Below are 13,008 nucleotides of genomic sequence, written 5' to 3' on the forward strand. Positions count from 1 at the left end.
AAAAAGACAGCCTTTTAGGGCTGTCTTCTATTTTACAGGAACATCAAGGTGATATAGACGGCGATATCGTTCGTTTGCCGCCAGCAGCTCCTCATGGGTTCCTTCCATTTCTGTTTTGCCGTTTTCGAGAAATACGATTTTATCAGCCGCTTCCACTCCCGCGAGATGGTGGGTAATCCATAAAATCGTTTTTCCTTTCAGCACCTCAAACACCGTTTCCATCAATTCACGTTCGGTAATAGGATCGAGGCCGACTGTTGGCTCATCGAGGATGATGATCGGTGTATCCTGCAGTAAAATCCTCGCAAGCGCGATCCGCTGGCGCTCTCCACCGGAAAAACGGATGCCCGTTTCCTGTACAGAGGTATGATATCCGTCAGGCAATGACTCAATGTAGTCATGCAGCTTGACCTGCTTTGCGGCGCGGCGCACATCCTCGTCGCTTGCTTCTCCGTTTCCGAGCCTGATGTTGTTCAAAATACTTGTATCAAACAGGTGCGGTTTTTGATTTAACACGGCCACCGCATCCGCAATCTGATCCTTTAACAGCGCTGTCTCCACTCCGTTTAACGTAACAGAACCGGAGTCCGGTTTCAAGGCGCCCTCGATTAATGCAAGCGATGTTGATTTCCCAGAGCCGCTTCGGCCGAGCAGCGCCATTTTTTCTCCTTGGCGCAGCGTAAAGGAAAAGTTGTCAAGCACTTGGCTGCTGTTATCATAAGAAAACGTCACATCACGAAAGGCCAAGGTGACATCTTGAAGATCGAGCATTTGAGCCCCTGATTCTGTTTGTGGCGACTCCGGCTGAGGAGCCACCTTGTTCATGCGTCTGATAGAATCCTGATAGCCCGGCACTTCGCCTAAGGCATCCGAAAGCGGCAAAAAGGCTTCCGTCAACGGAAACACCACTAGCACAAAAGCGGCAATCATTGTTTTAGCAAGCTCGCCGTCTGCTTGCTGTCCCGCCGTCCAAAACAGCATCAGCAAAATAAGGCCGGCGACAAGGCATTGCGCAGCAAAATCCCGCCATCTTGTAAAGCGTTGTTTTTTCCGTTCAAGCTCAAACCAATCATGTTCCTCTTTTTCATAAGCATCAATAAAAGCATGCCGGCGTCCGCTGAACATCCAGTCGCTGACACCCATCACAGCATCTGTCAGACGGCTGTACAGCACATTCCGCCCGCTTTTCAGCTTCGCATTCTTCGCTCTCGTCACGAGCAAAGACACAACCGGAAACAATACAACAAGAACAAACAAATACAGCGCAAGCAATATGGCAAACGGCCAAGAGAAGAAGCCGAGCGCTATCACTGACACAGCATACAGGAACAAGGCTGAGATCGCAGGAAAAATCGTTTTTAAGAAAGCATCCTGCAAATGCTCAATATCCTCAGACAAAATGCCGAGCATATCCCCCGTGCGAAAACGGGAACGCAGCATCAAAGCACCCGGCTCAAGCATATTGTAAAGGCGGACGCGCATGTCGGATACGATTTTCAAAATGATGTGATGCCCGACGAGCCGTTCCACATATCGCGACACAGAGCGCGCAATCCCAAAGGTGCGCACTGCGACAATCGGCACATAAATGAGCAGAATGTTTTCCGGCCTTGTCGCCGCTTTAGAAATCAAAAACCCTGAGGTGAACATGAGAAAAGCAGCAGAAAAAATCGTCACCGCGCCCAAAAAGATAACCAGAACAAACAGGCGGGCATTTTGCTTGATATACGGCAAAATCCATTCTTCTTTCTTCATGCTCTTTCCCCCAGTTGTGCCTTCACGAGTTTGGTATACACACCGTTTTTCTCCAGCAGTTCATTGTGAGTCCCGATTTCCGCAACCCTGCCCCCGTCCAGCACGATAATTTCGTCCATATCGAGCATCCAGTGAAGGCGGTGAGTCGCGAGAAAGACAAGCTTATCCTCAAATAAATCCAGCATCGTTTCTTTTATTTCATATTCTGTTTCGATATCAAGATGGGCGGTCGGCTCATCCAGCAGCAGGATCGGACGGTTTCCCAAAAAGGCGCGGGCCAGCGCGACACGCTGTGCCTGGCCGCCGCTGAGCGCCCGGCCGCCTTCCCCGATCCGCCCCTCTAATCCTTCAGGAAGGCTATTCACCAGCTCCGCCAGTCCCGCCGCCGCAGCAGCACGGGCTGTATCCTCTGCCGAAGCGCTTGGGTGGTAGAAGCGAATGTTGTTGCCAAGCGTATCATCAAAAATGTACGGATGCTGGGGGATGTACAGAAGGTTCTTCTGCCAGCTGCCGTCCTGCAAATGGGACCGGCTTGTACCATTAACCTCAATCATCCCGCCATCCGGCTCCAAAAATCCGCCGAGAATATCAATTAATGTTGATTTTCCGGCGCCGCTTGCACCGATAATGCCGATTTTTTTCTTGCCCTTAAATGAGAGATGAATATCAGACACCGAACGGCCGACTGACACGCCTGACAGCTTCAGCTCATCCTGATCGGACCAATCCTCGAGCTGAAGCGGCGTCTCTTCTTTAAAACCTGGCTGCGACAAAATCTCTTGAATGGTTTTTCCTGCTTCCTGGCCGTTCAGTGTTGCATGATAATCATTCCCCACTTCCCGCACCGGCAAAAAATACTCAGGCGCCAGAATAAGCGCCGTTAAAGCGGGGCCAAGCAAAATATCGCCGTCAATAAGGCGCAGGCCCAGAAATACTGCGACTGTCGCCACCGACAGCATCGTGAAAAAATCGAGGGCGAATGATGACAAAAACGCCACCCGGAGTGTGCTCATCGTTGCCTTGCGATACCGCTCACTCACATAGAAAATATTTTTGCTGTGTGACTTGCTCAAACCTAGGAAACGCAATGTCTCCAGCCCGCGAAGAGAATCAACAAAATGATTGGAAAGTCTCTGATAGGATTTCCACTGACGATCCGCTTTTCTCTGCGCGACAAGGCCGAGGAGAATCATAAAGATGATCAGAATCGGCATAGCCGCCACTAAAATGATGGCTGATGTCCGATCCTGAAAAAACACATAAATGACAACCGCCGCAGGCACAATCGCCATGCTGACCATTTTCGGCAGAAACAGCTCCAGGTAGCGGCGGAACTGGCTGATGCCTTCCATCGCCAGCGTCACCATTTGCCCCGTCCCCTCTTTCTTTGCAAAGCGGGGGCCTAATCGGAACAGCTGATCAAGAAAACTTCTCCTCAAATCTGCTCCTGTCCGAGCGGCGTATTGATAGACGATTTTCTGTCGCGCCACCGTCACCCCGTGCCGGGCGATAAAAGCGATGAGGAAAAAGCCGATCATCGGAAAAAGGGAGGTAATGCCCTTCCCGTTGAACAGTCCGGTTACGGCCTCACTCAGCCACTCTGCCTGCATAATAATGGCGGCTGTCTGAATCAGCGTTAAACAAGTAATCAAGGTGAGAATCCGCTTCATTCCTTTATATCGAAACAGGTCTTTTCCCATTAATAAGTCATAGGCTCCTTATGGCTGACGCGCTTCCGGAAGACATAATAGCTCCAGATCTGGCTGCCGATGACGAACGGCAGTAGCGTTAATGCTGCAATTGACATGACTTTAAGCGAATAATCTCCGGAAGAAGCGTTAGCTACTGTTAAATCGTATGCGCTATGAAGCGAGCTGACCATTACGCGAGGGAATAGGGAAATAAAGATCATTCCCACGGTCAGCGCCAGACCAGCGCCTGTCATCCCAAATGTCCAGCCGTCTTTTTTCTTGCGAATAAATACAGCCGCGAGCATAAAGCAGATGACAATCAAAACAGCGAGCGGAATGGTAATCTCGTCGCGGCGTGTAAACATGTCTGTCTGATACGCAGAAAGGGCCGCGAAGGCAAGAACCGCTACAAAAACAACACCCATTATCTTTTGCGCCATTTTCCGGGCGCGGTTTTGCAAATCACCAATCGTACGCAGCGTGATAAACATTAATCCATGCTGGAAGCAAAGAAGTGTTACCGTCACACCGCCAAGTATAGAATATACATTGATATAATCAGATACATGTGCGTGAATGTTCATGTCGGCATCAATCGGCATCCCGCGGAATAATGTCGTGAACAGCACACCAAGCACAAACGGAGGAATCAGACTGCCGAAGAAAACGACCCAGTCCCAAACCTTTACCCATTTTAAATGATCCACCTTGCCGCGGAACTCAAACGCGACCCCGCGGCCCATTAACGCAAGCAGCACTATGACAAACGGAATGTAATAACCGCTCAGCATCGTTGCATACCAGTTTGGGAATGCCGCGAAAATGGCGCCTGCGCCAGTCAAAAGCCAGACTTCATTCGCGTCCCAGAACGGCCCGATCGTGTTGATCAGCACTCTGCGTTCTAATTCATTATGGCCAAGAAAACGGGTCGCCATGCCGACCCCGAAATCAAAGCCTTCCAAAAAGAAGAATCCTACAAACAATACAGCAACGAGTATAAACCAAAGATCATGAAGAGATGCCATGGTATACCTCCTGACTAAATGGATCTGTTGATACAGGCACATCATGATGATTATCATGCTCCGCACCTTTTTTAATCTCACGGATAAACAAGAAGACAAGCAGCGCGCCCAGAATCATGTACATCACACCGAATGCGATGATTGAGAATAACAAGGAACCCGCTGTTACGTTAGGCGACACGGATTGAGCCGTTGTCATCAAGCCCATAACCGTCCAAGGCTGACGTCCGATTTCTGTCATAATCCAGCCCGCGGAGTTCGCAAGAAACGGGAAGGAAATCAAAGCAATCATGATGCGCAAATACCATTTGCTGTTTTCAAGCTTTTTGCGGCGGTTCAGCCAGAGGCCGCCTAACGCAGCAAGAATCATGACAACGCCTGCGCCAACCATGATGCGGAAGCTCCAGAATGTCGTTTTCACTGGCGGAATGTAGTCGCCTTTTCCGTATATTTTTTCGTACTCAGCCTGAAGGGTTTTCATCCCTTTGACACTTCCGCTGAATTTCTGATAAGCCAAGTAGCTCAAGGCATAAGGAACTTTGATTTCATTTGAGCTTTTTTCATTTTTTGTATCGATCGTCGCAAAAGCGGTCCAAGCAGCAGGGTCACCGCTGTCTTCCCATAGGCCTTCACTGGCAGCCATTTTCATCGGCTGTGATTCCATCAAGTGCTCAGCCTGCATGTGTCCGCTAAGGCCGACGCCAAGACCGGCACAAAGGCCGACGATCATTGCGAGTTTAAAAGATTGCTTAAAGAACGGCACTTCTTTTTTCTTCAGCAGTTTAAAAGCACTCACTCCGGCAATAAAGAAAGCTCCAGTGGCAAGCGCACCGAAAATAACGTGCGGGAATTCAACCCAAAGCTGAGGGTTTGTAATCAACGCGCCAAAATCATTCATTTCCGCGCGGCCGTTTTTGATCGTAAAGCCGACCGGCTCCTGCATAAAGGAGTTTGCTGTTAAAATCCAGAAAGATGACATGATCGTTCCGAATGATACGAGCCATATGCAGAGAGCGTGAATTTTCTTCGGCAGGCGGTCCCAGCCAAAAATCCATAATCCGATAAAAATAGACTCCATGAAAAACGCCAATAATGCTTCAATCGCAAGCGGCGCACCAAATACATCTCCGACAAAACGGGAGTAATCAGACCAGTTCAGTCCAAACTGGAATTCTTGCAAAATCCCTGTTACAACACCGACTGCGAAATTTATTAAGAATAAGTGTCCCCAAAACTTTGCCATTTTGAGATACAGCTCATTTTTCTTTACAAGATAAAGAGTCTCCATCAACGCAACCATAAACACAAGCCCGATAGACATCGGCACAAACAAGAAGTGAAACAACGTTGTTGATGCAAATTGTATGCGGGCTAATACCAATTCACTCATGCTTTCTCCTCCATTTCCGGTTAAAACTGTAATTTGCTCACTACTTCACAAATAGAACCGAGACTTTGATCAGTAATTCACAAAATAGACGAAAAAAATATTGCTCAATATTTCACAAATGTGTCAAAAAGTCATCCAATATGATGCAAGATTGCCAGACTGACCAAATGACACAATCTCTGACTGGTTCATATTAAGTACTTTACAACGATTCATTTCAAAAATAAAGCCTAAAATACCTAAAAAGTCCCGCCCTATGTGACGGATTTTTGTCTATTTTGTTGCTTATTTATGTCGGCTGCTAGGATAAATGACCCTTTATTATCGTACATCAACACATCGTTCCTTGCGAACAAAATGCTTGCCCCGCACCAGCACTCGTTTCTCAGCACTCCGTCATAAACAGATTTTAGGCAGGATGCCTCTTTTCATTTGAACCGGCAAGTGGAGAAAAGTTGAATAGTAAATTTTTAATATATTAATAATTTCAATTTTTTAGTATACTTAACATAGTGAACAATTTCACTGCATCAAGAATAGGGGAGGTTTTTCAATGGGAGAGCTTCAAACACAAATGCAATTGCAAACGGATACAATTCACGAAGGGGTTCGAAAAGAGAATTGGTTTGCGAAAGCCATGAATATAAAAGTAGGCATCATACCGCTTCCTGTGTATGCCTTGCTGTTTATATTAATCACTGTTTTTGTTATGCATCACGATGTAAAAAGTGACATTTTGACATCCATTGCCGTCATGGCGTTTTTCGGGTTTACCTTTGCCCAAATCGGCAAATCGATACCGATTGTGCGTTCTATCGGCGGCCCGGCCATCCTAGCTACTTTTATTCCGTCCGCTGTCGTGTACTATCACCTGCTGCCTAATGATATCGTCAAATCCACCACAGAATTTACAGAAAACTCAAACTTTCTTTATTTGTTTATCGCCGGTATTGTCGTCGGAAGCATTCTTGGCATGAAAAGAGAAACACTCGTAAAAGCATTTATGAAAATCTTTATTCCGCTTATTGTTGGTTCTGTCACAGCCGCTATTGTCGGACTGGCTGTCGGGACATTGCTCGGACTCGGATTTCAGCATACCCTGCTGTACATTGTCATTCCGATTATGGCTGGAGGAGTCGGAGAAGGCGCTATCCCGCTGTCCATCGGATATTCTGACATCATGCCCATTTCTCAAGGGGAAGCGTTCGCACTTGTTCTGCCATCGATTATGCTGGGCAGCTTGTGCGCGATTATTCTAGCGGGATTGCTGAACCGCATCGGAAAGAAAAAACCGGAATGGACAGGCAACGGCAAAGTGGACCGCTCCGAAGAAGAGTCCCCTGCGCTGGAGGAATCTCAAAGCGGACAGCAAATGTTCAACCTTTCTTTATTTGCGTCAGGCGGTATCCTTGCTGTTTCTTTATACTTAGTCGGCATGCTCGCTCACGATTTTTTCGGTTTTCCGGCACCCGTTGCCATGCTGTTACTGGCTGTTCTAATCAAGCTGTTCAGATTGGTGCCTGCCTCAATTGAAAATGGCGCGTTTGGAGTGTCCCGCTTCTTTTCAACAGCTGTGACCTACCCGCTTCTCTTTGCGATCGGGGTATCCATGACTCCGTGGGACAAGCTTGTCGCCGCTTTTAACCTCAGCAATATTATCACGATTCTGTCTGTCGTTGTGACCATGATGGCCGTTGGCTTCTTCACTGGAAAATGGCTGAACATGTATCCGATTGAAACCGCCATAATCAATGCGTGTCATTCTGGGCAAGGCGGCACGGGTGACGTTGCCATTTTAAGCGCCGCTGAAAGGCTTGAGCTAATGCCTTTCGCCCAAGTGTCTACCCGCATCGGGGGCGCGATTACAGTATCCTTAACCTTATTGCTGCTGCACCAGTTTTATTGATCCCCGCAAGCAAGTTCTTCGTCAAACGAAAGAGCTTGCTTTTTTGCATGTCCATATTTTTGCAAATTCCCGCCTCATGCTATAGTAATAGTTGGAAATACTAGATAGAAAGGAATATGGCATGCCTATGGGAACTCATCTATTTCTCTTTATGCTTCTCGGGCTGGGATTTTATTTGATATCAGCCCTGGCTGCAAAACTCATTCCGGCCATAGACTTCTGGATTGATATTGTTCTATGGGTCGGCGCTGCAGTTTACATCTTCTCTCATCTCTCATTCATGGACGGCATTGTCTCAATCGCGACAATGTTCTACTGCTATTGGACCGCAATGGATCTCATTGTTTCAGAGCGTGTGGAAAAACCTTCGGGAGACTGGCAGGAAATCGAGCTGGCCAGAAACAAAACACGTCTCCTGTCAGACATTACGCTGACCGCCATTGTGTTTGCAGGGGCTGTTATTTTTTTCATCTATGGACCTGACACAAGCCCTCTCAAATATGTGATCCTTCTCGGCATGATCTCCGGCGGAGGGGCACTGGTGAAGCGTATACTGAATGTTTTCAGCGTAAAGGTTTTTTATTCATCAGCCTTAGAAAAATTGCATATCAGCTCACACTATGAAACCCGTACATACCCGCTTTCCGATTTGAAGGACATTCAGCTTGAATCAACGGCTGATCTCTTAAAGCTCCATCCGCTCCTGACGATGTATTCATCACGTCTAGATTTAACAACAAGCTTTCAGCAAGTCATTAAACTGTCTCTTCCCGGCGAAACACTGTTTTTGACGGTGAAGGAACCGCAAAAATGGAAAACAATTCTCCAGGAGTACACAGATGCAGAAAACGATGTGGACAATGTAATTTCTGTTTTGCCGTTTTATCATAGAAAAAATGTGAAGCGGCTGCTCGGTAAGCTTTATTTTGCCGCCAGCGTAAAAGGGGTATCCGCTTACGCCTTATTGGTGCTCGCGTTATACGCATTACACGCCTCTCCATGGGTCATGGCTGTTGCCGTAATCCTGTATTGGGTATTCAACATGTATATGTCAGACCGTGTGTTGCGGGCGGCGATGGACGCCAAGCCTTGTCATCATCCGCATGTACAGGCAGCGGCCGATAAGATTTTTCGATCGGCCGGCATTTCCCATGTCCGCATATACGAAACGGAGAGTGATGATTACAACGGAATGGCAGTAGGCATGAATGTCGGGAGGTCAATGGTCATCCTGACAAGCGCCACACTAACACTTCCACAGCGTGTCATTGAAGGCATTCTGGCCCATGAGGCGATTCATATCAAAAAACGTGACGTTCTGTCTTCACAGCTTTTGCGTTTTCTATATCTTGGAGCTGTCGTTGGGATTTTCCTCTTGTTTGAGCAGCATATCACCCATCCCGAGGCCCATAAAATTGTGCTTTGGGCTTTCATTATGGCAATCATTATCCTATTCCAGCTCTATCAATCCTTTTGTTCACAATGGATGGAGGTGCGTGCTGACAATCTTGGCGCATCATTGCTGGAGGGCGGTTACAAACAAATGGCTGAAGCCTTGAGAATCTTGGCGGTTCGGCAGGATGAGGACATACAGAAACAAAGTGCCTACAGCTCTGAAGCAGGTGAAGACGAGCTTCAAATTGATTCTCTCACCCGTGATAAAAGCTGGCTTTTCAGACTGATTGATTTTCAGTTCGCTCCTCATCCCCCTATGTATTGGCGTGTCGGCACTTTATTGTCAAACAAAGGACATGGGGTGCTGAAGCGCTGGCTCAGAGACCGCCTGAAAGAATCGATCACTTTGAAATGAAACCGGTCAGCGTTTCATCCGTATAACAGATATGGTGAAAAAAGGGAGTGACGCGAAGTGATTGTGATCATCTTATTGTTTATATCTATTATTGTTTTTCTTTCAGTCATTCAGCCGCAGCCATCGGATAATAAAAGCCGCCAGCAGGCGGACAGCCGGTATTTCGGTTATTCAGACAACGGCTCACACCATGATGGATGCGGCAGTGACGGAGGTTTCAGCGATTCCGGCTGTGGCGGCGGAGGGGGCGGCGATTAAACGCCGCCTTTTTTTATTTCATTGATTCGATGTACGCACCAAAAGCCGAGCCTGACATGCCTGGGGACACGCGCACACGATGGAGGGCATACATTCCCTGGTCTCTCGAAGCCGCGCCCGGTTCTGTCGTCACGCCCATTTGATAGCCTGTTTTTTCAGCGGCCTTCAGCGTCTCCTCATTGTAGCGCCCTACTGGATAGCTGATGATGGTGGTTTGCTGATGAAACATGTTGTCAAACAGCTTTTTCGAATCAGCCATCTCACTTTGCTGCTGTTGAGGCGTTAATCCGTTCAGCTCAAGGTGGTCAATCGTATGGCTTTCAATCGATATGCCGTGCTGTGCCATTTCCTTCATTTGTTCCTCTGTCAGATGGTGCTTATGTCCGATCGATTTGCCGATCATAAAAATCGTTGCCTTCATCCCATACTTTTTCAGCACCGGATACGCATCTTGATAATTGTCGGTGTACCCGTCATCAAATGTGATCAGCACGCACTTCTCACTAGGTTTTTTATCCTGCGTCAGCATGAGATACGCCTCTTTCGGCGTTAATGTCTGATAGCCGTTATCATGAAGCCACTTCATATGCGCCTCGAATTCTTTTTTTGGCACACGGAGGCTGTTTCCTGAAGAAATGCTGTGGTACATCAAAATCGGCAGCTTTGCCGGTTTCTCTGTTTTGATCCATGGAGATGTATCGTCTTCTTTTTTCTGAACTTGTACTGCCTTTTCTTCCGGTTTCTTTTGTTCCGCTTTTGGCATCGGCTGCTCTGCATTCGCCTCTTGATCAGCGCAAGCCGCAAGCGCCAAACAGCTGCCCAAAAGAAAGATGCTTAAAAACAATCGTTTCATCGTTCTCCTGCTTTCTGTCTATTTCTTCCTCCTTTTTCATCGGTTTGATTCTGAGATTTTCAATAGCAAAAAAACCGGACATGTCTCCATGTCCGGTTTTTTTGATCTTATCGGATTCTCACTTCTGTCTCACTGTCAAAGAAATGGCCTTTGTTCATATCAAATGCGACCGTCAGCTCATCGCCCGATTGAATATCGAGGCGGGCGTCGATCCGCGCAATAAAGTCTTGGTTGTCGATCTGCGAATAAATCATGATTTCAGAACCGAGCAGCTCTGCAACATTGATTTTCGCCTTAATCGAAGAGTTCTTATATGATTCCACGACAATCAATTCATCATGTATATCCTCAGGACGGATGCCGAAGATGACCTCTTTGCCGATGTAGCCTTTTTCACGCAGCACTTTCATTTTTCCTTCCGGGACGGTTAATGCCGCAGAACCGATTTTGATTAAGCCATCCGTGAGCTTTCCTTTGAAAAAGTTCATCGCCGGTGATCCGATAAACCCGCCGACAAAGACGTTTTCAGGGAATTCATAAACATCCTTCGGCGTCCCGATCTGCTGAATTTTCCCATCTTTCATGACTACGATCCGTGTCGCCATCGTCAGCGCTTCTGTCTGGTCATGCGTCACATAAATCGTTGTGGTTTGCAGTCTCTGGTGGAGCTTAATGATTTCCGCCCGCATTTGCACCCTCAGCTTGGCGTCCAGGTTTGACAAAGGCTCATCCATCAGGAACACCTTTGCATCCCGCACGATTGCCCGCCCAAGCGCGACCCGCTGTCTCTGTCCGCCTGACAGCGCTTTCGGTTTGCGGTGCAAGTATTCCTCCAGCCCGAGAATTTTAGCGGCTTCTTCGACTCTTTTTTTGATTTCAGGCTTCGGCATTTTCCGAAGCTTGAGCCCGAACGCGATATTATCGTAGACCGTCATATGCGGATAGAGCGCGTAGTTTTGAAATACCATCGCGATATCCCTGTCCTTTGGCGCTACATCATTGACCCGTTTTCCTTCAATATAAAAATCGCCTTTCGAAATTTCTTCAAGTCCTGCGACCATTCGCAGCGTCGTTGATTTCCCGCAGCCGGACGGGCCGACGAATACGATAAATTCCTTATCGGCAATATGAAGGTTAAAGTCATCAACCGCCGGTTCCTTTTGATCATAAAATTTATAAATGTGCTCCATCCGCAATTCAGCCATCTAACATCCCCCTTTGTTATTGTAAACGCTTTCTTATATTGAGTGTAACAGCAATTCTCTCTCGCTAAAATGGGCAGCGTTCATAAAATCACCCAGCCATTTTTCGTGCATATTTCCAATTTATTCTGAACTTTCATTTTGCAGACAGATAAAATAGGCAAGAAGTGCGCCTTTGTACGATTTGATATCTATCCCTGACCGCTCAATAAATTTATCAATCCGATATTGCAGGCTGTTGCGATGCAGATGCAGCTTTTTCGCTGTTAATGTGACGTTTGAGTTGTTTTCAATAAACAGCTTAATGGTCTTCCTTAGCTCAGCTTCACTTCCAAATAAAAGCTCAGCTTCTTCAGAGAGCAGCGTTTCCAGTTTTTCTTTTTCTGTTTCTAATAATAGAAAAGGAAAGATCATCTCAAAGGTCACACTCTGCACCTGAGGCAGCCGTTTTTCAGCAAACAGGAAATACGCCTGTTCACGAGCGTAATGTTTTCGCAGACACTCATCCGGCTCGTAAAATCTTCCGGCGTAAAAACGGACACTGAAGTAGAAATCACTTTCAAGAACCTTAGCGAGCGATTCCAGTTCGTCCTTCTCCGCCGTCGCTTCACTTTCCTGCTCGACAATCACGCCTCTGTCCTCATGGATCCACACAATCACAAAAGACACCGGCCAAAAATGGCGAACCGCTTCCGTAAAGGACGTCCTTTCTATTTTGCCGAATAAATGAAAGTGAACAAATCTCGTCCGTTTCTTTATATACGCCGGCAATTCCCCTCTGGAAAAAAGGAATGAAAACCACTTGTTTTCCTCAGGTGATTTCATAGACAGTTGATTGCCCTCATCCGCAGGCGTCAAAAATGACTGCAGCACCAATACTTCTTTTTCACTGATCTCTGTTTTCGGAATGGAGATATATCTCTGACTGCTTTCATCAAAAAAACATAGACAGCCTTCCCTTATGCAAAGCTCCTCAGACACAATCGAACCGGGATAAATAGCCAGCAGCGATTTCATAGAGTCTCCTCTCTTATGTAAGGATCTGTATATTCAGTATAAGGCGAAACACACATGTTCTCCACTAAAAAAGAGTATATCCAGTATAGATAGACGAGAAA

The 13,008-nt window shown here is 47.0% G+C and carries 10 protein-coding genes; 3 read left to right on the forward strand and 7 right to left on the reverse strand.

Annotated elements, in window-relative coordinates; genetic code table 11:
- Positions 1 to 27 precede the first annotated feature (27 nt).
- Genes cydC through cydA form a run of 4 tightly spaced genes read right to left on the reverse strand, consistent with a single transcriptional unit; the run spans position 28 to position 5,861 of the window.
- Positions 28 to 1,755 carry a thiol reductant ABC exporter subunit CydC gene (cydC, locus tag MHH82_RS35615; protein WP_072175341.1) on the reverse strand — a complete coding sequence of 576 codons (1,728 nt, stop codon included), beginning with the start codon at positions 1,753 to 1,755 and terminating at the stop codon, positions 28 to 30.
- Positions 1,752 to 3,455, reverse strand: coding sequence for a thiol reductant ABC exporter subunit CydD (cydD, locus tag MHH82_RS35620; protein ID WP_072175340.1), 1,704 nt, complete (start codon positions 3,453 to 3,455; stop codon positions 1,752 to 1,754). Before cydD ends, cydC begins: the two co-directional genes overlap by 4 nt.
- Entirely contained in the window at positions 3,455 to 4,471 is a 1,017-nt protein-coding gene (gene cydB, locus MHH82_RS35625) for a cytochrome d ubiquinol oxidase subunit II (RefSeq protein WP_072175339.1), read from the reverse strand. The genes cydD and cydB overlap by 1 nt, the downstream gene beginning before the upstream one ends.
- The gene (cydA, locus tag MHH82_RS35630) at positions 4,455 to 5,861 is read right to left on the reverse strand and encodes a cytochrome ubiquinol oxidase subunit I (protein ID WP_003243795.1); all 1,407 of its coding nucleotides are present in this window, start codon (positions 5,859 to 5,861) and stop codon (positions 4,455 to 4,457) included. The genes cydB and cydA overlap by 17 nt, the downstream gene beginning before the upstream one ends.
- 553 nt (positions 5,862 to 6,414) lie before the next feature.
- On the opposite strand from cydA, the gene cimH reads away from it, so the two are divergent.
- The 3 genes from cimH (at position 6,415) to MHH82_RS35645 (ending at position 9,835) form a co-directional block, all read left to right on the forward strand.
- On the forward strand, positions 6,415 to 7,767 hold the full coding sequence (cimH, locus tag MHH82_RS35635; RefSeq protein WP_015714950.1) for a citrate/malate transporter CimH: 1,353 nt from the start codon (positions 6,415 to 6,417) through the stop codon (positions 7,765 to 7,767).
- A 121-nt stretch (positions 7,768 to 7,888) separates the two neighbouring features.
- Positions 7,889 to 9,577 carry a M56 family metallopeptidase gene (locus tag MHH82_RS35640; protein WP_072175338.1) on the forward strand — a complete coding sequence of 563 codons (1,689 nt, stop codon included), beginning with the start codon at positions 7,889 to 7,891 and terminating at the stop codon, positions 9,575 to 9,577.
- 57 nt (positions 9,578 to 9,634) lie between these two features.
- Positions 9,635 to 9,835: a hypothetical protein gene (locus MHH82_RS35645; RefSeq protein ID WP_072175337.1), complete on the forward strand. Its 201-nt coding sequence runs from the start codon at positions 9,635 to 9,637 to the stop codon at positions 9,833 to 9,835.
- 13 nt (positions 9,836 to 9,848) lie between these two features.
- Here MHH82_RS35645 and MHH82_RS35650 read toward each other — a convergent pair whose 3' ends face one another.
- From MHH82_RS35650 to MHH82_RS35660, 3 genes are all read right to left on the reverse strand, one after another.
- Positions 9,849 to 10,688 (reverse strand): polysaccharide deacetylase family protein, encoded by an 840-nt coding sequence (locus tag MHH82_RS35650; RefSeq protein WP_072175336.1) that lies wholly within the window; start codon positions 10,686 to 10,688, stop codon positions 9,849 to 9,851.
- Between the two features lie 107 nt (positions 10,689 to 10,795).
- A complete protein-coding gene (gene msmX / locus MHH82_RS35655; RefSeq protein ID WP_003242648.1) occupies positions 10,796 to 11,893 on the reverse strand; it encodes a maltodextrin ABC transporter ATP-binding protein MsmX in 1,098 nt (365 codons plus the stop codon).
- A 120-nt stretch (positions 11,894 to 12,013) separates the two neighbouring features.
- On the reverse strand, positions 12,014 to 12,907 hold the full coding sequence (locus tag MHH82_RS35660) for a PucR family transcriptional regulator (protein WP_021480971.1): 894 nt from the start codon (positions 12,905 to 12,907) through the stop codon (positions 12,014 to 12,016).
- Between the last annotated feature and the right edge of the window lie 101 nt (positions 12,908 to 13,008).

It is taken from the genome of Bacillus sp. FSL K6-6540, assembly GCF_038007545.1.